Annotated in this window: 20 protein-coding genes and 3 tRNA genes; 9 read left to right on the top strand and 14 right to left on the bottom strand. The window is 57.3% G+C overall.

The window, feature by feature from the left end; translation table 11 throughout:
• Positions 1-179: 179 nt before the first annotated feature.
• From rpoB to HWX89_RS19960, 8 genes are all read right to left on the bottom strand, one after another.
• Positions 180-4,319 carry a DNA-directed RNA polymerase subunit beta gene (gene rpoB, locus HWX89_RS19925; RefSeq protein WP_138790884.1) on the bottom strand — a complete coding sequence of 1,380 codons (4,140 nt, stop codon included), beginning with the start codon at positions 4,317-4,319 and terminating at the stop codon, positions 180-182.
• Between the two features lie 261 nt (positions 4,320-4,580).
• Positions 4,581-4,961, bottom strand: coding sequence for a 50S ribosomal protein L7/L12 (gene rplL / locus HWX89_RS19930; RefSeq protein WP_065113667.1), 381 nt, complete (start codon positions 4,959-4,961; stop codon positions 4,581-4,583).
• A 58-nt stretch (positions 4,962-5,019) separates the two neighbouring features.
• Entirely contained in the window at positions 5,020-5,538 is a 519-nt protein-coding gene (rplJ, locus tag HWX89_RS19935; RefSeq protein ID WP_138790885.1) for a 50S ribosomal protein L10, read from the bottom strand.
• Between the two features lie 345 nt (positions 5,539-5,883).
• The gene (gene rplA / locus HWX89_RS19940; protein ID WP_138790886.1) at positions 5,884-6,579 is read right to left on the bottom strand and encodes a 50S ribosomal protein L1; all 696 of its coding nucleotides are present in this window, start codon (positions 6,577-6,579) and stop codon (positions 5,884-5,886) included.
• A gap of 2 nt (positions 6,580-6,581) precedes the next feature.
• Positions 6,582-7,013 carry a 50S ribosomal protein L11 gene (rplK, locus tag HWX89_RS19945; protein ID WP_138790887.1) on the bottom strand — a complete coding sequence of 144 codons (432 nt, stop codon included), beginning with the start codon at positions 7,011-7,013 and terminating at the stop codon, positions 6,582-6,584.
• Between the two features lie 146 nt (positions 7,014-7,159).
• Positions 7,160-7,690, bottom strand: a complete 531-nt coding sequence (gene nusG, locus HWX89_RS19950) for a transcription termination/antitermination protein NusG (protein WP_138790888.1) — start codon at positions 7,688-7,690, stop codon at positions 7,160-7,162.
• A gap of 21 nt (positions 7,691-7,711) precedes the next feature.
• Positions 7,712-7,912 carry a preprotein translocase subunit SecE gene (gene secE, locus HWX89_RS19955; protein WP_003507689.1) on the bottom strand — a complete coding sequence of 67 codons (201 nt, stop codon included), beginning with the start codon at positions 7,910-7,912 and terminating at the stop codon, positions 7,712-7,714.
• A 187-nt stretch (positions 7,913-8,099) separates the two neighbouring features.
• A tRNA-Trp gene (locus HWX89_RS19960) sits at positions 8,100-8,175 on the bottom strand.
• A 196-nt stretch (positions 8,176-8,371) separates the two neighbouring features.
• Between HWX89_RS19960 and HWX89_RS19965 the strand changes: the two genes are divergently transcribed.
• Complete coding sequence (locus tag HWX89_RS19965) at positions 8,372-8,959, top strand: histidine phosphatase family protein (RefSeq protein ID WP_138790889.1); 588 nt, start codon at positions 8,372-8,374, stop codon at positions 8,957-8,959.
• Positions 8,960-9,064: 105 nt separating this feature from the next.
• Here the strand turns inward: HWX89_RS19965 and tuf are convergent, their stop codons facing one another.
• Positions 9,065-10,240, bottom strand: coding sequence for an elongation factor Tu (tuf, locus tag HWX89_RS19970; RefSeq protein WP_138790879.1), 1,176 nt, complete (start codon positions 10,238-10,240; stop codon positions 9,065-9,067).
• A 414-nt stretch (positions 10,241-10,654) separates the two neighbouring features.
• On the opposite strand from tuf, the gene HWX89_RS19975 reads away from it, so the two are divergent.
• Positions 10,655-11,287, top strand: coding sequence for a TerC family protein (locus tag HWX89_RS19975; RefSeq protein WP_138790890.1), 633 nt, complete (start codon positions 10,655-10,657; stop codon positions 11,285-11,287).
• 442 nt (positions 11,288-11,729) lie between these two features.
• Here the strand turns inward: HWX89_RS19975 and HWX89_RS19980 are convergent, their stop codons facing one another.
• Positions 11,730-12,098 carry an MliC family protein gene (locus HWX89_RS19980; protein WP_138790892.1) on the bottom strand — a complete coding sequence of 123 codons (369 nt, stop codon included), beginning with the start codon at positions 12,096-12,098 and terminating at the stop codon, positions 11,730-11,732.
• A 489-nt stretch (positions 12,099-12,587) separates the two neighbouring features.
• Between HWX89_RS19980 and HWX89_RS19985 the strand changes: the two genes are divergently transcribed.
• Entirely contained in the window at positions 12,588-12,917 is a 330-nt protein-coding gene (locus tag HWX89_RS19985; protein ID WP_138790893.1) for a hypothetical protein, read from the top strand.
• A gap of 176 nt (positions 12,918-13,093) precedes the next feature.
• Here HWX89_RS19985 and HWX89_RS19990 read toward each other — a convergent pair.
• Positions 13,094-13,167 (bottom strand) — tRNA-Gly (locus tag HWX89_RS19990).
• 25 nt (positions 13,168-13,192) lie between these two features.
• Positions 13,193-13,277 (bottom strand) — tRNA-Tyr (locus HWX89_RS19995).
• Positions 13,278-13,520: 243 nt separating this feature from the next.
• Here HWX89_RS19995 and rlmB point away from each other — a divergent pair.
• From rlmB to HWX89_RS20010, 3 genes are all read left to right on the top strand, one after another.
• The gene (gene rlmB, locus HWX89_RS20000; protein WP_138790894.1) at positions 13,521-14,408 is read left to right on the top strand and encodes a 23S rRNA (guanosine(2251)-2'-O)-methyltransferase RlmB; all 888 of its coding nucleotides are present in this window, start codon (positions 13,521-13,523) and stop codon (positions 14,406-14,408) included.
• A 75-nt stretch (positions 14,409-14,483) separates the two neighbouring features.
• The gene (locus tag HWX89_RS20005; protein WP_138790895.1) at positions 14,484-14,873 is read left to right on the top strand and encodes an acyl-CoA thioesterase; all 390 of its coding nucleotides are present in this window, start codon (positions 14,484-14,486) and stop codon (positions 14,871-14,873) included.
• Positions 14,874-14,877: 4 nt separating this feature from the next.
• Entirely contained in the window at positions 14,878-15,471 is a 594-nt protein-coding gene (locus HWX89_RS20010; protein ID WP_138790896.1) for a hypothetical protein, read from the top strand.
• A 7-nt stretch (positions 15,472-15,478) separates the two neighbouring features.
• On the opposite strand, the gene HWX89_RS20015 is transcribed toward HWX89_RS20010, so the two are convergent.
• Positions 15,479-15,892, bottom strand: coding sequence for a DUF1801 domain-containing protein (locus tag HWX89_RS20015; protein ID WP_138790897.1), 414 nt, complete (start codon positions 15,890-15,892; stop codon positions 15,479-15,481).
• On the opposite strand from HWX89_RS20015, the gene HWX89_RS20020 reads away from it, so the two are divergent.
• Positions 15,891-16,412, top strand: a complete 522-nt coding sequence (locus tag HWX89_RS20020) for a DUF2946 domain-containing protein (protein ID WP_246705219.1) — start codon at positions 15,891-15,893, stop codon at positions 16,410-16,412. The two genes, HWX89_RS20015 and HWX89_RS20020, sit on opposite strands and share 2 nt — an antisense overlap.
• A 56-nt stretch (positions 16,413-16,468) precedes the next feature.
• Positions 16,469-17,887, top strand: a complete 1,419-nt coding sequence (locus HWX89_RS20025) for a PepSY-associated TM helix domain-containing protein (protein WP_138790898.1) — start codon at positions 16,469-16,471, stop codon at positions 17,885-17,887.
• Positions 17,888-17,937: 50 nt separating this feature from the next.
• On the opposite strand, the gene HWX89_RS20030 is transcribed toward HWX89_RS20025, so the two are convergent.
• Positions 17,938-18,288, bottom strand: coding sequence for a DMT family protein (locus tag HWX89_RS20030; RefSeq protein WP_138790899.1), 351 nt, complete (start codon positions 18,286-18,288; stop codon positions 17,938-17,940).
• Between the two features lie 249 nt (positions 18,289-18,537).
• On the opposite strand from HWX89_RS20030, the gene uvrB reads away from it, so the two are divergent.
• On the top strand, positions 18,538-21,447 hold the full coding sequence (uvrB, locus tag HWX89_RS20035) for an excinuclease ABC subunit UvrB (protein WP_138790900.1): 2,910 nt from the start codon (positions 18,538-18,540) through the stop codon (positions 21,445-21,447).
• Positions 21,448-21,456 lie beyond the last annotated feature (9 nt).

Here is a 21,456-nt window from a genome sequence, read left to right on the forward strand (position 1 = left end):
TGTCTCCTTGAGAGGCTAGCTGCTGCCCCTGTTTGCATCTGGACCGGTATTTCCCGGTAACACCGTCCAGAGCCATAAATACGGTTTAACCGCAGAATGCGGCGAAAGTTTCCCATCGCGGTTCGGCCCCGCGGGGAAAACCGGCAGGCGCCATTTTCAGGCGCCCGCCGCTGTCATCTTTATTCCGCCGCGTCGGGGAGCTGATCGCCTGCCTGAGCCGCGTCGATCTTGGAGTTCTCCAATTCGACCGAAAGACCGAGCGAGCGCATTTCCTTGACGAGAACGTTGAAGCTCTCTGGAATACCGGCCTCGAAGGTGTCGTCGCCACGGACGATTGCTTCATAAACCTTGGTGCGGCCCGCCACGTCGTCCGACTTGACAGTGAGCATTTCCTGAAGCGTGTAGGCTGCGCCGTAAGCTTCCAGTGCCCAGACTTCCATTTCCCCGAAACGCTGTCCGCCGAACTGCGCCTTGCCGCCCAGCGGCTGCTGGGTAACGAGCGAGTAAGGACCGATCGAGCGAGCATGGATCTTGTCGTCGACAAGGTGGTTCAGCTTGATCATGTACATGTAGCCAACAGTGACCTTGCGGTCGAAGGGCTCACCCGTACGTCCGTCGTAAAGAACGGACTGACCAGACTCGTGCAGACCAGCCTTCTTCAGCATCGCAGCAACGTCAGGCTCATGCGCACCGTCGAAAACAGGCGTAGCGATCGAAACGCCACGCTTGGCTTCTTCGGCAAGCTTCACCAGGGACTCGTCGTCGAAACGCTGTACCTCATCATGCGATTCACTCGCATAGATCTCGGTCAGTTCCGAACGAAGTTCGCTGATGTCCATCGTCTTGCGATACTCTTCGAGCATCTCGCCGATCTTCTTGCCCATACCGGCGCAAGCCCATGCGAGGTGCGTCTCGAGAATCTGGCCGACGTTCATACGCGAAGGCACGCCGAGCGGGTTCAAGCAGATGTCGACGTGCGTACCGTCTTCGAGGAACGGCATGTCCTCGACCGGAACGATGCGCGATACGACACCCTTGTTACCGTGACGGCCGGCCATCTTGTCGCCTGGCTGGATCTTGCGCTTAACAGCAACGAAGACTTTGACCATCTTCATGACGCCCGGAGGCATTTCGTCGCCGCGCTGGACCTTCTCGACCTTGTCCATGAAGCGCTGTTCAAGGCGCGACTTGGATTCGTCGTACTGACCACGCAGAGCTTCGATCTCGGACTGAACCTTCTCGTCTTCGACTGCGAACATCCACCACTGCGAGCGGGGGTATTCGGAGACGACGGCGTTGGAAAGCTCAACACCCTTCTTGAAGCCCTTCGGACCGGCAATCGACACCTGACCACGCAGCATGTCGATCAGGCGACCGTAGACGTTGCGGTCCAGAATGGCCTGCTCGTCATCGCGGTCCTTTGCCAGACGTTCGATTTCCTCGCGCTCGATTGCCATCGCACGTTCGTCTTTTTCGACGCCGTGACGGTTGAACACGCGGACTTCAACGACCGTACCGAACGTGCCCGGAGGCATGCGCATGGACGTGTCGCGAACGTCGGAAGCCTTTTCACCGAAGATGGCACGCAGAAGCTTTTCTTCCGGCGTCATCGGGCTTTCGCCCTTCGGCGTGATCTTGCCGACGAGAATGTCGCCCGGCTGAACTTCCGCACCGATGTAAACGATACCGGCTTCGTCGAGGTTCTTCAGCGCTTCTTCCGAAACGTTCGGGATGTCGCGCGTGATTTCTTCTGGACCAAGCTTCGTGTCACGTGCCATCACTTCGAATTCTTCGATGTGGATGGAGGTGAACACGTCGTCGGAAACGATACGCTCCGACATCAGGATCGAGTCTTCGTAGTTGTAACCATTCCAGGGCATGAACGCGACGAGCGCGTTACGGCCGAGAGCCAGGTCACCGAGGTCGGTCGACGGACCGTCTGCGATGATATCACCCTTGGAGATGATGTCGCCGACGGACACCAGCGGACGCTGGTTGACGCAGGTGTTCTGGTTCGAACGCTGGAACTTCTGCAGACGGTAGATGTCAACGCCAGACTTGCCGGCATCAAGGTCTTCCGTCGCGCGGATAACGATACGGGTCGCATCCACCTGATCGACAACGCCGCCACGACGAGCTGCAATGGCAGCACCGGAGTCGCGGGCAACGATCGGCTCCATGCCGGTACCGACGAACGGTGCCTCGGCGCGAAGAAGCGGAACGGCCTGACGCTGCATGTTCGAGCCCATGAGAGCGCGGTTGGCGTCGTCGTTTTCCAGGAACGGAATGAGAGCCGCCGCGACCGAAACGAGCTGCTTCGGCGAAACGTCCATCAGGTTGATGTTGTCGCGCGGTGCGAGCATAACTTCGCCCGAGTGACGGCAAACAACGAACTCTTCCGAGAAGGAGCCATCTTCGTTAAGCGGCGCGTTAGCCTGCGCAACGTAATACTTCGCCTCTTCCATAGCGGAGAGGTAGATCACGTCGTTGGTGACCTTGCCGTCAACGATCTTGCGGTACGGGGATTCGATGAAGCCGTACTTATTGACGCGGGCAAAGGTTGCAAGGCTGTTGATCAGACCGATGTTCGGGCCTTCCGGCGTTTCGATCGGGCAAATACGGCCGTAGTGGGTCGGGTGAACGTCGCGGACTTCGAAGCCGGCGCGCTCGCGGGTCAGACCGCCCGGTCCAAGAGCCGAAAGACGACGCTTGTGGGTGATTTCCGAAAGCGGGTTCACCTGGTCCATGAACTGCGAAAGCTGCGAGGAACCGAAGAATTCGCGAACAGCGGCAGCAGCCGGCTTCGCGTTGATCAGGTCCTGCGGCATCACGGTGTCGATTTCGATCGAGGACATGCGTTCCTTGATCGCACGCTCCATGCGCAGAAGGCCGAGGCGGTACTGGTTTTCCATCAGCTCGCCGACAGAACGAACACGGCGGTTGCCGAGGTTGTCGATGTCGTCGATTTCGCCCTTGCCGTCACGCAGTTCGACCAGCATCTTGACGACAGCGAGGATGTCTTCCTTGCGCAGCGTGCGCACGGTGTCTTCCGCGTCGAGGTCGAGACGCATGTTCATCTTCACGCGGCCAACGGCCGACAGATCGTAACGCTCTGCGTCGAAGAACAGCGAGTTGAACATCGCTTCAGCCGAATCCATGGTCGGCGGTTCACCCGGACGCATGACGCGATAGATGTCGAACAGAGCTTCCTGGCGGTTCTCGTTCTTGTCTGCAGACAACGTGTTGCGGATGTACGCACCAACGTTGACGTGGTCGATGTTGAGAACAGGAATCTCGTCGAAGCCAGCAGCAAGAATGATGCCGAGCGTCTTCTCGTCGATTTCGTCGCCTGCTTCGAGATAGATCTCGCCCGTCGAGTAGTTGACGATGTCTTCGGCGAGGTAGTTGCCGTACAGATCGTCATCCGTCGCCTTCAGAGCCTTGAGGCCCTTTTCGGTGAGCTGGCGGATAAGGCGCGGGGTAAGCTTCTTGCCACCTTCGACAACGACTTCGCCGGTGTCGGCGTCGATCATGTCGGTGATGACCTTGGCGTTCTTCAGTGCTTCAGGCTGGAACGGAATGCGCCAGCCGTCACCGTCACGCTCGTAAGAAGCCTTGGTGTAGAAGGTCGACAGAATTTCTTCGCCGTCCATTCCAAGCGCCATCAGAAGCGACGTCGCAGGAATCTTGCGGCGGCGGTCGATACGCGCATAGACGATGTCCTTCGCGTCGAACTCGATGTCGAGCCACGAACCGCGGTAAGGAATGACGCGTGCAGCGAACAACAGCTTGCCGGACGAATGGCTCTTGCCCTTGTCGTGGTCGAAGAATACGCCCGGCGAACGGTGCATCTGCGAAACGATGACGCGCTCGGTGCCGTTGACGATGAACGTACCGTTGTTGGTCATGAGCGGCATATCGCCCATGTAAACGGACTGTTCCTTGATGTCCTTGATGGACTTCGCGCCTGTATCTTCATCGATATCGAATACGATGAGACGCAGCGTCACCTTGAGCGGCGCTGCATAGGTCAGGTCGCGCTGACGGCATTCCTCGACGTCGAACTTCGGCGCTTCGAATTCGTAGGATACGAATTCGAGCATCGAAGCACCGGAAAAGTCGGTGATCGGGAATACGGATTTGAAAACGGCATTCAATCCCTCGTCGGGACGGCCACCCTTGGGCTCGTCAACCATGAGAAACTGGTCGTACGAAGCCTTCTGAACCTCGATGAGGTTCGGCATTTCCGCTACTTCTGGAATTTTGCCGAAAAACTTGCGTACGCGCCTGCGACCGTTAAACGAAAGGGTCTGAGCCATCGTCGCTCCTTTAAAATTGCATCCGGGCCTGCAACGGACGGGAACCGATGGCCAGTCGACCCCGTCGATCAATGGGTATCATCAATCTCGTTCCACATCCCGGATCGATCAGGCCGGATTGCCTAGATGAGCCGGTTCGGAACCATTCTCTTGAAGAACCCATTACCCAAAAGCCGTTTTCACGCGGCTTTTGGGTAATCGGTTTTATTCTCAATGACGTACGGGAGAAGGCTTTCGCCCTCCCCCGCAGCAATCGCAAGATTACTTAACGTCGACCTTAGCGCCGGCGTCTTCAAGCTTCTTCTTGAGGTCAGCAGCTTCAGCCTTGGAAACAGCTTCCTTGACAGGCTTCGGAGCGCCTTCAACGAGGTCCTTAGCTTCCTTCAGGCCGAGGCCGGTGATGCCGCGAACTTCCTTGATGACGTTGATCTTGTTGGCGCCAGCGTCAACCAGGATAACGTCGAACTCGGTCTTTTCTTCTTCAGCAGCAGCAGCAGCGCCTGCACCGCCAGCAACAGCAGCAACAGCTACCGGAGCAGCAGCGGAAACGCCCCACTTTTCTTCGAGAAGCTTGGAAAGTTCTGCAGCTTCCAGAACGGTCAGCGAGGAGAGGTCTTCTACGATCTTTGCGAGATCAGCCATTTTTCAGTTCCTTTAATTCGGTTCGAACCGGTTTGAATATTTACAGCGAAAAACCGCCTTAAGCGGCTTCGTCCTTCTTGGAGTAAGCCGAGAACACGCGGGCAAGCTGGCTTGCCGGTGCTGCGACAACCGTAGCGACGCGAGTTGCCGGGGCATTGAGAAGGCCCAGCAGCTTTGCGCGCAGCTCGTCCAGCGAAGGCAGGGTCGCAAGCGACTTGACTGCTTCCGCGTTGAGCGCGGTTGCCCCCATGGCACCACCGAGAACAACGAGCTTGTCGTTGGTCTTGGCGAAATCCATGACGACTTTCGGAGCGGTCATCGGGTCAGTGCTGTATGCAATCAGCGTCTGTCCCTTGAAGAGATTGGTGATCTCTTCCGACTCCGTACCCTGAAGAGCGATCTTGGCCAGACGGTTCTTCGCGACTTTAACTGTGCCGCCCGCAGCGCGCATTTTCGAACGGAAGTCGTTCATCTGCGCAACGGTGACGCCAGCATAGTGGGCCACGACAACCGAACCAGAAGCCTTAAAGACTTCGTTCAGCTCCGTGACGAATTCGCGTTTTTCCGCTCTTTCCACTGTCTGTCTCCAGTAGACGGGACCGCAATCCTGCAGGCCCCATCGGGTTTGCCTTTGCCCCAAGGAACCTTGAAACCAAGGTCCCGAGTGACGCTCGAGGATCCTGTCCCCCTGCTCTCTCACCCGAAGGCTGAAGGCACAAGGCACACCAGGTTCGAACCGGATTATTAAGCACCACAAGTGATGCGAAAATCCGGGTCTTACCCGTCTCATGCAGGCAAAAAGTGATTAAGGATCAACCACCTGCAATCTCGGACAGGAATTCCGGGTTTCCCCGGAAACTTCCGGCCGGTGAGGGCCGGAAATCTGTTTTGCCGCGCCTTGCGAAAAGGCGCTGCGAATTCATTAGGCGGTGACCGACGACGGGTCGATGCGAACGCCCGGACCCATGGTCGAGGAGATCGCTACGCGCTTGACGTAGTTACCCTTGGCGCCTGCCGGCTTTGCCTTGATAACGGCGTCAGCAAAAGCCTTGATGTTCTCTTCAAGAGCCTTGGCGTCGAACGAAGCCTTGCCGATGCCAGCGTGAACGATACCAGCCTTTTCAACACGGAACTCGACAGCGCCGCCCTTGGAAGCCTTGACGGCACCAGCGACGTCCATCGTAACCGTACCGACCTTCGGGTTCGGCATCATGCCACGCGGGCCGAGAACCTTACCGAGACGGCCGACGAGCGGCATCATGTCCGGAGTGGCGATAACGCGGTCGAAATCGATCTTGCCGCCCTGAACCGTTTCCAGCAGGTCTTCGGCACCAACGATGTCTGCACCGGCAGCCTTGGCTTCGTCAGCCTTGGCGCCACGAGCGAACACAGCAACGCGAACATCGCGGCCCGTGCCGTTCGGCAGGTTAACAACGCCGCGAACCATCTGGTCAGCGTGACGCGGGTCAACACCGAGGTTCATAGCAACTTCAACGGTTTCGTCGAACTTGGCGACTGCACGTTCCTTAACCATGGAAATGGCATCGGTGAGAACGTAGAGCTTGTTCGGGTCAACGCCTTCGCGAGTCTTCTGTACGCGCTTTGCAAGCTTAGCCATGATCAACCTACCACTTCCAGGCCCATGGCGCGGGCAGAGCCCTCAACCATTGCCATTGCGCCTTCGATATCGGCGGCGTTCAGATCCTTCATCTTGGCTTCGGCGATCGTCTTGACCTGAGCCTTGGTGATGGAACCAGCCTTCGCGCCCTTGCCCGGAGTCTTCGAACCGGACTGGATCTTTGCTTCCTTCTTGAGGAAGTAAGTCACCGGAGGCTGCTTCATCACGAATGTGAAGGACTTGTCCTGGTAGTAGGTGATGACGACCGGAATCGGCATACCCTTTTCCATTTCCTGCGTGGCGGCATTGAACGCCTTGCAGAATTCCATGATGTTAATACCACGCTGACCAAGCGCAGGACCGATCGGCGGGGACGGGTTTGCCGATCCTGCCTTCACCTGCAGCTTGAGCTGGCCTGCAACTTTCTTAGCCATTTCTCTCTGCCTTTCAATTCGAACCAGTCACCCGGCTCATCTAATGCCGGAATATCCGGCGGCTGCGGTTGCGTGGTGCGGCGCCCTGCCCCGGCTTAAAGAGCCAGATTGCCTTCCACGCGGTTTGGAGCTTACTGCCCCAGCACTCAGACCTTTTCGACCTGAGCGTATTCCAGCTCGACCGGCGTAGCGCGGCCGAAAATCGAAACCTCCACCTTCAGGCGCGAACGCTCTTCATCGACATCCTGAACAACGCCGTTGAACGACGCGAACGGACCATCGGAGACGCGAACCTGCTCGCCGATCTCGAACGAAACCGAAGACTTCGGACGCTCGACACCTTCCTGAACCTGACCAAGGATACGCTCGGCCTCATAGTCCGGGATCGGAACAGGCTTGCTGTCCGAACCAAGGAAACCGGTAACCTTCGGCGTGTTCTTGATGAGGTGATACGCCTCATCCGTCAGGTTAGCGCGGACAAGCACGTAACCCGGGAAAAACTTGCGTTCGCTATCGACCTTGCGACCACGACGCACCTCGACGACCTTTTCGGTCGGCACGAGAATCTTTTCGAAAAGGTGATCAAGACCCTTCTGACGAGCCTTTTCTTCGATCGACTCAGCGACCTTCTTTTCGAAATTCGAATATGCGTGAACGATATACCAGCGCGCTGCCATCTTTACTCTCCGTTCAATCCGTTACCGGCCGACGTTCAGCACAAGGCTGAGAACCCAGCCGATGAGCTGGTCGGCAGCAAAGAAGAACAGCGCCGCGAAAATAACCATCACCAGCACCATTGCCGTGGAAATCATGGTCTCGCGGCGCGACGGCCATGTGATCTTCGACGCTTCGGCGCGAACCTGCTGCAGAAACGTAAACGGATTGGTTTTAGATGCCATTGACTGCCCACGCAATTACGGCGCGTAAAGCCGAACTAATCAGCCCCACGCACCGCGTGTCTGTTTTGACCCTACATAAACATCGATTCCCCTTTTAACAAGAGGAAATCGACATTCCGCGAAATTCACCGGATAACCGGCACCCCATCCGCCATGCAGCGAAGTTGCGCGCTTGCGATTGAGGAAGTGGCAGGGGCAGAGGGGCTCGAACCCCCGACCTGCGGTTTTGGAGACCGCCGCTCTACCAACTGAGCTATACCCCTTTAGTTCCGAATCCGGCTGCGCAATTCGCTTGGCCAATTCGGTATGGCGCTCCTTTAAGGTGATGCGGAAAGAATGGCAAGTGCGTTTTTCTTTTTTTCACACCAGCGCACGAAATACATCATATTGTCTCCCTCCCCTGAGACGATCTAGGGTCACCCTTAAACCCCGCAAGCGGTAGCCTTTCATGGAACACCTATGAGCATCTATCTGATCCGCCACGGCCAGACAGAATTCAATGCGGTCCAACGCTGGCAAGGCCAGGTCGATTCGCCGCTGACAGAACTGGGCCGCGCGCAAGCGCTCCGCATGGGACGGAAACTGGCTGAGCTCACCCGCAAGGACCAATTACACGTTTTCTGCAGCCCACTGGGACGTGCGCGACAGACCTGCGAAATCGTTGTGCGCGAACTTGGCATGATCGACGGCGTGACTCTCGATCCTGGCCTGATGGAGATCAGCATGGGCGCCTGGGACGGTATGACGGACTATGAGATCGATCAGGAATATCCGGGCGCTCGTAACGGCCATGACCGCTACGAATGGTTCTTTCATGCCCCGGGCGGCGAAACATTCGATCGGATGCGCTCACGCATCGCACACAGCCTGGAGGGCATCAGGAGAAGACAGGCGCGTGACGCCCTCATCATTTGTCATGGCATCACCAGCCGACTGTTACGGGGCGTCTACGCCGACCTGCCGAAAGATCAGGCGCTGCGTCTCGACGTACCGCAGGACGCGTTTTTTCGGCTCAACGAAGGCGCAATCGAGCGGATCGACTGCTAAGCCTTGAGGCGCCAGCACACCCGTACCTCACCGTGAGAGAAACGCAGGCAACAAAAAACCCCGCTGTCTCCAGCGGGGTTTTCTCAAATCCCTTGCGGGAAATGATTACTCGATGATCGAGGCAACGATGCCGGCGCCGACGGTACGGCCGCCTTCGCGGATAGCGAAGCGCAGCTTTTCTTCCATCGCGATCGGAACGATCAACTCGACTTCAACCGTGACGTTGTCGCCAGGCATAACCATTTCCGTGCCTTCTGGAAGCGAAACGATACCGGTAACGTCAGTCGTACGGAAGTAGAACTGCGGACGGTAGTTCGTGAAGAACGGCGTATGACGGCCGCCTTCTTCCTTCGTCAGGATGTAGGCTTCAGCCATGAACTTCTTGTGCGGCTTGACAGAGCCCGGCTTGCACAGGATCTGACCACGCTCAACGCCATCGCGCTGTACGCCACGAACCAGTGCACCGATGTTGTCGCCAGCCTGGCCCTGATCGAGCAGCTTGCGGAACATTTCAACGCCGGTAACAGTCGTCTTCGACGTCGCGCGGATGCCGACGATCTCAACTTCTTCACCAACCTTGACGATACCACGCTCAACGCGGCCCGTAACAACCGTACCACGACCAGAGATCGAGAACACGTCTTCGATCGGCATCAGGAACGGCTGGTCGATCGGACGCTCAGGCGTCGGGATGTACGCGTCAACTTCGTCCATCAGCTTGCGGATTGCGTTCTCGCCGATTTCCTTGTTGGAATCTTCGAGAGCTGCAAGTGCAGAACCCTTGACGATCGGAATGTCGTCGCCCGGGAAGTCGTAGGACGACAGCAGTTCGCGAACTTCAAGCTCGACGAGCTCGAGAAGTTCTGCGTCGTCAACCTGGTCAACCTTGTTGAGGAACACAACGATCGCCGGAACGCCAACCTGACGAGCAAGCAGGATGTGCTCGCGGGTCTGCGGCATCGGGCCGTCAGCAGCCGAGCAAACCAGGATCGCGCCGTCCATCTGGGCAGCACCGGTGATCATGTTCTTCACGTAGTCGGCGTGGCCGGGGCAGTCAACGTGGGCGTAGTGACGGTTAGCCGTCTCGTACTCAACGTGCGCCGTCGAAATCGTGATACCACGAGCCTTTTCTTCAGGAGCTGCGTCGATCTGGTCGTACGCCTTGAACTCGCCGAAGAACTTCGTGATTGCTGCCGTCAGCGACGTCTTGCCATGGTCAACGTGACCGATCGTGCCAATGTTGACGTGCGGCTTATTGCGCTCAAACTTGCTCTTTGCCATGTGAATTTTCTTCCTGTGAACATGAAGTAGTTTCCCCGGCGAACCGGTTTGGTGTCGCCGTTTAAGGCTTTGTAAGCGAATGCGCAAGACTTAATTGTTAAAGCGCCCTCGCACGCGCATGAAGCGCGGCATTGAAGCCCTCATATGGGGCCGCCGCTGCGAAAGTCAAACCCAATTGGGCAACCCGGCGTGCCAACCCCGCGTTGAATCAGCGTGTGTTTGTCATGCCCGTTGAACGCACGTCGGCGATAACGAACTCTTTACCGTTGATAACGAACTCTTTACCACGGCACAGTTCTTGGCTTATGGAAGCGAATACGTCCGGGGAGAGACGCCAACCGCCTTGTACCGAACGACATCACGACCGGCCGCGTCCTGCGGCCAGCTCTTTTCTATCCGTTTCAGGGCATCCACATGGAAATCTTCACCGCTGCCGGGTTTACGGCATTTCTACAGGTCATCGCGATCGATCTCGTTCTGGCGGGGGACAACGCCATTGTCATCGGCCTCGCCGCCGCCGGTCTCCCGGCCCACCTGCGCCGCAAGGCAATCCTCGTCGGCATCATCGCAGCGACGGTGCTGCGCATCGGCTTTGCAGCCATCACCGTCCAACTTCTGTCTGTGGTCGGCCTGCAGCTCTTCGGCGGCCTGCTTCTGGCCTGGGTCTGCTGGAAAATGTGGGCGGAACTTCGCGAACAGAACGGCTCGATGGAAGATGAGGTAACCGACGAAGAAGCTGACCTTACCAAAGGCCACAAGACATTCTTCCAGGCGGCAATCCAGATCGTCATCGCCGATGTATCGATGTCGCTGGACAACGTTTTGGCTGTCGCCGGCGCGGCTCAGGAACACGTCACCGTTCTGGTAATCGGCCTCATCGTTTCTATCGCCCTGATGGGCCTTGCCGCAAACTTCGTCGCGAAGCTGCTGCACCGCTACCGCTGGATTTCCTACCTAGGCCTGATGGTCATCATCTATGTGGCACTGAACATGCTCTATCACGGCACACTTGAAGTCCTGCCGCACATCCAGCCTTATTTCGGCTGATCACGCCGGACACTTACGCAAAACACAGGCCCGAAAACGCGATGTTTCCGGGCCTTTTTTGTTGCCTGCGTGGCAACGTGAATCACGCTTGCGTTGCGCTGCAACATTTTACTGCAATCGGAAAATCACCAATTTTCGCCCCTCCGTTTTGACAGTTGAGGTCAGCCCCGGGCAAGCATAGGGAGCTAAATATCAGGTTAAGAAAAACAAGAAGAAAGGCATAACGAACAATGGCTTATGACTGGGGTGGAGGCCGTACGCGCCGTCTTCGCTGGATGAAGCTCGGTTGCGTCGGAAGCTCGCTTGTCCTCGTTACCCTGCTGGTGATGTTCTTTCTCCATTAGGACACGCCAACTGGATTTTTTGACACTGACCGGCGGTACGAGATGGGCCTTAAACCCATATCATGCCGCCGGTTTCATTTGGGCGACACATGTGTGGCTCAGGGTTTGATCGCTGTGCAATGCACCGGCTTTTTCATCTCGGCATCCGCCATCAGATCGTAAAGATCGGCTTCATCGCCCTTTGACCACCAGACATAGACACCGCCCTGATATTTCGCACCCGAAGCAGCCATGACGCTCGAGGCGACAATGATTCTGTCTGCAAATGCGATTCGCACGAGACTGATATTTCCGGCATTCAGATAGGTCGCCCCCACCTTTTCCTGCCCACACTGATAAGCCGATTCTGTTTTTTCAACGCTCGTCGTTTCGGGCAACGGAATAATAATGTCCTCCGCCATCACGCTGGTGACAACGAGTGGAGACAGCATTGTCGTGATGAGAGCAATTGCAGCGGATCTTTTCATGACATGTCCTTCCCTTACCTGCGCACATAAACGCATCGCATAAGGGCAGGAATCAGGCGGACTGGCATCAGGTGAACAGCCAGTACCCGCCACCCAGAATGAAAGCCCACATCACCAGGGAAATGGCCAGCACGACGAGATAATTTCTAAGTCGCTTTGTCATTCGCATCCATTCGCTCGGCAGCGCGCAACACGTGCGATATGCCGCCTGGCTGGTGAAAGCGGCACTGCCGCCCATTCAAGTCCTGTATCAAGAGGGAAAAAAGCAAACTATTCGTATATTTTACCCGATGGAATGCGCAGTTGCACCCCTCTGAGCAAGGAAATGCACAGCGATGCAGTCGACTAAAAGACCAACAGGATTTGAAAAGTCGGGTTACCTCACCTTGATCCCGAGGCGCGTAGAGCACGGCAAGGTCGCGTCGCGCGCTAGACTCCCGGCATGAGAGCAGACATCTTCCCGCCATTGAAAATGGGAAGACATATTTCATGAAAATCAATAGCTTTATCGCTTTATTCTCATCTGCATTCATCCTTCTGGGATGCGCAACAGACGCAGACTACAATCGATTTCAGGAAGTGATGCACGGAAGCCCTGCGGCAAAGCAAGATGTCATTAACATGTGCTACAAAAATACGAGCCGGGCCTCGCAAAGCGAAGCCGTGCGCATGGCTAAAATCATGAATGTCAGCCCTAACAGCAACGTGCCCCGGACATTCTGCACGCGTGTACTTAATGCTTATGCCAGCAAACGCATAACACACCGTGACATCCGTGACGAAACCCCCGCTTTCATCCGCGTTATCCAAGGGCGGTGACATCCGGCCGCATGCTGCAGCGAACCCGAATCTACTACTGGCGGGCAAATCATTACGATTTCCGGCCAGTCTGCCATGCAAAACACGAAGTTTGTGCGCGGAAATAACAGCAAGGCGAATCGCAATACCGGAGCTATGGATGCTCTACGCGAGAGTTATGCAAACTGTGAGATGATTGGAGCGGGTAGCGGGAATCGAACCCGCGTATTCAGCTTGGAAGGCTGCTGCTCTACCATTGAGCTATACCCGCGGTGGTGATTTCGATCCGTGCAGAATGGTGGAGGGAGTTGGATTTGAACCAACGTAGGCTGAGCCAACGGATTTACAGTCCGTCCCCTTTAACCACTCGGGCATCCCTCCAGTATTCTGCGAGGATCAAGCGACCAAGCTTTGTCCAGATGTCCGTTCGGCGCTGCGCCGTTCGTCGTCTGTGGGGGCGTATATGACGGCCTCGTTCGCTTCTGTCAACACGGTGTCATACGAATTTTTTCGAAAAATTTCGTGCGCCTTCAAAGCCCTGTGGATAGTTTGTCGTGACCGGAGATAATTAGGCCCGACGTTGTAAGGGCTGGTGCGGGACACACGCCGGAGATATAAGGCGACATGAGCAACGACGCACCCAAAGACAAATCCACCCGCGATACGCACTACGCCAACCTTCGCCGCGCCGTGCGCGATGCAAAGCGTGAGCGTGGCGAAATCCCGACCCCTCCCCAACAGAAGCGCAAGCATAAAGGCGCGGATGACTGGAAGCCGCCGCAACTCGCAGCGGATCAGGTCTATCTTTATGGACTGCATACGGTGCGTGCCGCCCTTTCCAATAAAGAGCGGCAGATCATCAAGCTGTCGGTCACGCAGAACGCTTTTGCCCGTCTCGACATCGGCGAAGCGGAAGGTCAGTCCTTTCCAGTCGAGTTCGTTTCCCCCCAGGATATCGACAAGGTGCTTGGCCCCGAAGCAATCCACCAAGGTGTGATGCTGGAAACCAAGCCCCTGCCGGTAAAAAGACTGGGTGCGCTGAAAGACAGCCCCTTGATCCTCGTTCTGGATCAGGTCACCGATCCGCACAATGTCGGCGCCATCATGCGCTCGGCCGTCGCATTCAATGCTGGCGCGCTGATCACCACGATGCGCCACAGCCCGACCGAATCCGGCGTGCTGGCGAAATCGGCGTCCGGCGCACTGGAACTCATTCCCTATATCCAGATCACCAATCTCGCCGACGCGCTGGGTGAACTGCACAAGCTGGGTTTCACATCCATCGGACTGGATTCGGAAGGCCCTGCCCCGATCGAGCAGACATTCAGTGGTGACAAGATTGCCCTGGTGCTTGGCGCCGAAGGCAAGGGTCTGCGCCAGAAGACGCGCGAAACCGTTTCGGCACTGGCACGTCTCGACATGCCGGGCGAAATCAAATCGCTGAACGTTTCGAATGCGGCGGCGATCGCCCTCTACGCAACACAGCAATTCCTGGGAAAAGCCTCGTCGTAAGGCACGTCTTTCTTGCGAAAAAATAAGGCGCGACGCATGCTGCGCCTTATTTGCACGCATGGAGACCAGGATACGATGCCCGATATGATCAAACCGACCGGCGAACTGACGCTTAGAACGCTCGCCATGCCCGCAGACGCAAATCCGGCGGGCGACATTTTCGGTGGCTGGGTCATGTCGCAGATGGACTTGGCCAGCGGCATCCGCGCCGCCGAACGTGCTCGCTGTCGCGTCGTGACGGCAGCGGTAAAGGAAATGGCCTTCGAACTGCCGGTCAAGATCGGTGACACGCTGTCCATCTACACAGAGATCGTTCGCGTCGGCCGGACTTCCATCACCCTTTCCGTGGAAGCATGGGCGCAGCGCTCACGCTTCGACAAGCTGGAAAAGGTCACCGCCGGAACCTTCATCATGGTGGCGATGGACGAAGAAGGTAAGCCCACCCCCATTCCACCTGCGGAGTAAGACCATGGAGGCCGCCGTCAATGCTGCGGAAGCTTATTCGCACATTCGTGCCGTCATGGGCATGGTCGTCGGCCTCAGTCTCGCCCGCCTTCTGACTGGTCTCGCCGGTTTCGTACAGCATCCGAAGAAGGAACGTATCTATCTCGTCCATCTTGGCTGGGTGGCGTTTCTGTTTCTCATGCTCGTGCATTTCTGGTGGTGGGAACACCGCCTGGCGGCATCCGGCCACGTGCTGGGCTTCGGAGCATTCCTTTTTCTCATCCTGTTCTGCTCGCTGTTTTATTTTCTCTGCGTGCTCCTATTCCCGACGGAAATGAAGGAATACACCGGATACGAAGATTATTTCTTCTCGCGCAAAGGCTGGTTTTTTGCGTTTCTGGCCGCGCTCTTCGTCACCGATATTGCCGACACGCTGCTGAAAGGCCGCGATTATTTCGCCGCTCTTGGTCTGGAATATATCCTCCGCAACATCGTGTTCGTGGCTTTGTTCACGACAGCGGCTTTCGTTGCCAATCGCCGCTTCCACCAGGGCCTCGTCGCCTTCGCACTGATCTATCAAGTCGTCTGGATTTTCCGCACTTACGACCTGCTGACCTGAGCAGTCGTCAGAAATTATGGCCCGGCAGGGCCGCGGCCTGTTTCACCCAGTCCGCGAGCTGGGCTTCATCCAGAATATCGTCCTCGTAGATATTGAAGTATCGCACATTGGCCTGTTTCGAGGCCACCGGTGGAACGGGCATCAGCGCACTTCCTCGCATGAAAGCAAGCTGAACGTATTTTTTGTAGCAGTACATCGAGCAGAACCAGCCATCCTCTTTACCGTAAAGCGGCGTATTCCATTTCACGGCTTTTCGGACAGCCGGAAACACGTCCTCCACGATCCGGTCGACACGGCGGCCAATCCCGGATTTCCAGCCCGGCATCGCAGCAATGTAAGCCTGAACCGGCTCGTTGCCATGGCCCAAAGGGATCTGCGGGTTGCCGCTGGAGAGCAGCTTCGGTTGGCTTTTCTCGATCATGGGCACCCTTATAGCACGAATGCAGGGTGCCGACGATTGCGCCGCTTTGCGCCGGCATCCCGGTAGCACCTTTGTCGCAGTGACATCGGAAGAAGAATATGGCACCTCACAAGCCATGAGGTTTATTCGCAAGATCATGCAGGATCGCAGTTCGGCTGGCGCCATCGCCACGCTGGCGCTTTTGCTGTTCTTGTTGCAAGGCCTTGTAAATGGCGCTGCTAACGGCAGCATGGCGGCAGCGGCCCTCGCAGCGGGCGACGTTATCTGCTCCACCCATTCGCCTGATGGTGCGACTGGCAAGGAAAATCCAGCCTCCAAACTGGCCAACAATTGCTGCGGCGCGCTTTGCCGCCTTGCTTCCCTCTCTACGGCCGCCCTTCCCGTCACCCCTGATGACCTGCCCGCCGACATTATCCCGAAGGTGCAGATCGCCGTCCTGCCAGCCGACGCGGCCCTGCCGCCCTCTCCGCCCAACAGGGATTCGCGAGCCCGCGCCCCACCCCTTTCTCTGCATATCTGACGCATGAACCATCCGGCCGGGAAAGGCCGGACTATCCTTATCTTGCGGAGACACCCATGTCCGTCACCACTTCTGTCGAAGGGGAGCGCCCGCGTGCGCAATCTTCGTCTACCAGCCTTTACCGCGCCGTCTGGCGCTGGCACTTCTATGCCGGTCTTTTCGTCCTGCCATTCATGGTAACGCTTGCCGTCACCGGCGCGCTTTATCTGTTCAAGGATGAACTGGACAACATCATCCACGCCGATATCAAGCGTGTCGAAGCAGTACAAAACGCTCCGAGAGCGCTTCCGTCCGAGATCATCGCCGCCGCACTTGCATCTGTTCCCGGCACGGCAGTCAAATACACCACGCCAATCGATCCAGCCGCCTCGGCAGAGATCACCGTTAACACGACGGATGGCAGGCGCGCCGTTTATGTCGATCCTTATACACGCGAGGCTCTCGGCTCGCTTCCGGATCGCGGTACCGTCATGTGGACGATCCGTTATCTGCACAGCCTGAAATATTTCGGCACCTATGCACGTTACCTCATCGAGATCGCGGCGGGCTGGTCCATACTGCTGGTCGCAACCGGCATCTATCTCTGGTGGCCGCGCAAACAGACCGGTGGCGTGCTGTCTGTGCGCGGCACGCCAACGAAGCGCGTCTTCTGGCGCGACACGCATGCCGTCACCGGAATTTTCGCTGGTATCTTCATCGTTTTTCTCGCCCTTACCGGCATGCCCTGGTCGGGTGTCTGGGGCGGCAAGGTCAACGAATGGGCCAATGGCAACAACTTCGGATATCCCTCCGGCGTGCGTATCAACATCCCCATGTCCACCCAGAAACTGGATGAGATTTCCAAAACGTCCTGGTCACTGGAGCAGGCCAGAATTCCGATCTCGCAAGGGCATGACCACGGTCAGCACGGCGCAGAAGACATGACGCGGCACAGCGCTGAAAGCGTCCTGCCTGCTACCTCTATCGGCGTTGATCAGGCCGTTGCCCGCTTCGATCAGCTCGGGCTTTTACCGGGTTATGTGGTCGCACTGCCGACAACACCGCGAGGCGTCTATAGCGGTTCTGTTTATCCTGACGACCTTCAGAAACAGCGTGTCGTCCATCTCGATCAATATAGCGGCGAGCCATTGATCGACATGAGCTACGCCGACTACGGACCGCTCGGCAAGGCGCTGGAATTCGGCATCAACACGCATATGGGACAGCAATTTGGCCTTACAAACCAGATCGTGCTGACCCTGGCCTGCCTCGGCATCATCTTGCTCGCCACCTCCGGCGGCATCATGTGGTGGAAACGTCGCCCAACGGGCTCTCTCGGTGTTCCACCCATGCCGCAAGACAGACGCGTGCTCTGTGGGCTCATTGCCATCCTTGCCATGGGAGGCATCGTCTTCCCATTGGTCGGAATGAGCCTGCTTGTCATGTTGCTGCTCGATCTCTTGATGCAGTCACGCCAGAAGCGCCGTGGCGTCTAAAAACATCTGATAACTGTGGCCGGGAGCAATCCCGGCCGTCGCTTCGACCATCAGGATCTGAAGATGAACGACGCACCCAGCGCAATGAGTGCAAAACCGATGACATGATTGATGGTGATGCTTTCCTTCAGCCAGAAAACCGAAAACAGCGCGAACACCGCCAGCGTAATGACTTCCTGAATGGTCTTGAGCTGCGCCGTCGAATAGACCTCCGATCCCAGCCTGTTGGCCGGTACTGCAAGGCAATATTCGAAGAAAGCGATACCCCAGCTCGCCAGAATGGCCAGAAACAGGGCGCTGCCCTTGTGCTTGAGGTGCCCGTACCAGGCAAAGGTCATGAAAACATTGGAGGCAACGAGCATCAGGACAGGCCAGATGTGAGCAGGGCTGATTGCGGGCATGACAAATCCTTGGGAAACGAAGATAGAAAACGGCTTAGAGCATCGGACCGAAAAGTGTAACGCCGATTTCCGAAAATCCCGGCGTTGCAGCCAAAAATTTCGAGCGACTGCGAATGCTGAGCGCAGTTTTCGGCAAGCAGAAACGAAGATCCAGCCATTCGGTTCCCAGGCAGACGACGTTTCCCTTTTGTACTCATTTTTTCATCGTCGCCCCTTCCTTTCTCCGCTGACTCCCTCCATATTCTCGCCATGGCCAGATCACCGAAAAATTCCACATCCTCAAACTCCGGGTTCGAGGAAATGCCGCAGGCGCCGTTTGAAGGCGCACCGCTTTCCGGCAGCGTTGCCGACTGGGTGAAGCAGCTCGAGGCAGAGGCAGAAGCCTCCTCCGTTGAAACACAGCGCGAGATCGCCTCCAAGGCCGGCAAACACCGCAAAAAAATCGAGATCGAGGCCCGCAAGGAAGCCGAAAAGGCTGCGCCTGCGAAGACAGCCAAGAAAACGACTGCCTCCAAAACCGCGCGTGGCGTGTCGATAGGCGGATCGTCCGACCCCAAAACACGTGCGGCAGCTGGCCTTAATCCGGTCGCCGGTCTGGATGTGTCACTGGAAGATGCCGGCGCCCTTGCTCCCGGCGCCGTGACGGCGACGGTCGACGCACTCTCCAAACTGATTGAAAGCGGCAATCCGCTATTCAAGGACGGCAAGCTGTGGACACCGCACCGCCCTGCCCGCCCGCCGAAATCCGAAGGCGGCATCGCTATCGAGATGGTTACGGAATACAAACCGTCCGGCGACCAGCCGACCGCAATTGCCGATCTGGTCGAAGGTATCAATTCCGGTGATCGTTCCCAGGTGCTGCTCGGCGTCACCGGCTCTGGCAAGACCTTCACCATGGCAAAGGTGATCGAGGCGACACAGCGTCCGGCTGTCATCCTTGCGCCGAACAAGACGCTCGCCGCGCAGCTCTACTCCGAATTCAAGAACTTCTTCCCGAACAACGCGGTCGAATACTTCGTTTCCTACTACGACTATTACCAGCCGGAAGCCTATGTGCCGCGCTCGGATACATATATCGAAAAGGAATCGTCGATCAACGAGCAGATCGACCGGATGCGCCACGCCGCCACCCGCGCCATTCTGGAACGCGACGACTGTATCATCGTCGCCTCGGTCTCCTGCATCTACGGTATCGGCTCGGTCGAAACCTATACGGCCATGACATTCCAGATGCAGGTCGGTGACCGGCTGGATCAGCGGCAGCTTCTGGCCGACCTCGTGGCCCAGCAGTACAAGCGGCAGGACATCAATTTCGTGCGCGGCTCCTTCCGGGTGCGTGGCGATACCATCGAAATCTTCCCCGCCCACTTGGAAGATGCCGCCTGGCGCATTTCCATGTGGGGCGACGAGATCGAATCCATCACTGAATTCGATCCGCTGACAGGCCAGAAAACCGGTGACCTGCAATCGGTCAAGATATATGCCAACTCGCACTATGTGACGCCACGCCCGACCCTGAACGGTGCCATCAAGTCGATCAAGGAAGAGCTGAAAATGCGCCTTGCCGAACTGGAAAAGGCCGGCCGTCTTCTGGAAGCGCAACGTCTGGAACAACGCACCCGTTACGATATCGAGATGCTTGAGGCGACAGGTTCCTGTGCCGGCATCGAGAACTATTCGCGTTATCTCACCGGTCGCAATCCCGGCGAGCCGCCACCGACCCTGTTCGAATATATTCCCGACGACGCCCTGATCTTTATCGATGAAAGCCACGTCACCATTCCGCAGATCGGTGGCATGTATCGCGGCGACTTTCGCCGCAAGGCGACACTGGCGGAATATGGCTTCCGCCTTCCATCCTGCATGGACAACCGCCCACTGCGCTTCGAGGAATGGGACGCCATGCGCCCGCAGACCGTTTCAGTTTCCGCCACGCCAGGTGGCTGGGAAATGGAGATGGCCGGCGGCGTGTTCGCCGAACAGGTTATCCGTCCGACCGGTCTGATCGATCCACCGGTGGAAGTTCGCTCGGCACGTACGCAGGTGGACGACGTCCTTGGTGAAATCCGCGAAACCGCCGCCAAGGGATATCGCACCCTCTGCACCGTGCTGACCAAACGAATGGCGGAAGACCTCACCGAATATCTGCACGAACAGGGCGTTCGCGTGCGCTACATGCACTCGGATATCGACACGCTGGAGCGTATCGAGATCATCCGCGATCTTCGTCTCGGCGCCTTTGATGTGCTGGTGGGTATCAACCTGCTGCGCGAGGGTCTGGACATTCCCGAATGCGGCTTCGTCGCCATTCTCGATGCCGACAAGGAAGGCTTCCTGCGGTCCGAAACATCGCTCATCCAGACCATTGGCCGTGCGGCGCGTAACGTCGACGGCAAGGTCATCCTTTACGCCGACAACGTCACAGGCTCGATGAAGCGAGCGATGGAAGAGACCAGCCGTCGTCGCGAAAAGCAGATGGCTTATAACGAAGAGAACGGCATCACGCCGGAATCGGTCAAGGCCAAAATCTCCGATATTCTTGATTCTGTTTATGAGAAGGATCACGTAAGAGCCGATATTTCCGGCGTTTCCGGTAAGGGCTTTGCCGATGGCGGCCACCTCGTTGGCAACAACCTGCAGGCCCATCTCAACGCGCTGGAAAAGTCCATGCGCGATGCCGCGGCCGATCTCGACTTCGAAAAGGCCGCCCGACTGCGCGACGAAATCAAGCGCCTCAAGGCCGCCGAACTCGCCGCCATGGACGACCCGATTGCCAGAGAAGAGGCTTCGAGCGCCGAAGGCGGGAGAGGCAGAGCAAAAGCGGCTTCCAAAGGCGCTGGCAGTGAATCGCTCTTCACCAAACCGTCACTCGATGACATGGGACCAGGCACAGACACCGCCAGACCGCTGTTCCGCAAGAACACCCTCGATGAGATGACAGTGGGCCGCACCGAAAAACCTGTTCGTGGTGCAGTCCCCGACAAACCGGATGAGCCGGGCAAACGGTTCTCACCACTGCTGGAAGGCCAACCGGAAAAACGCACCGACGACCCGCGCCCGATCGTGCGCGGCAAGGTCGGCGCGGGCTCTTACGAAGACCCGGTCGATGAAAAGCGCAAGGGCCGCACCAAGGGCAAGACGGGAAGGCCGGGACGTTGACAGACTAGC

The organism is Rhizobium sp. RM, from assembly GCF_013390595.1.
Classification (GTDB): domain Bacteria; phylum Pseudomonadota; class Alphaproteobacteria; order Rhizobiales; family Rhizobiaceae; genus Agrobacterium.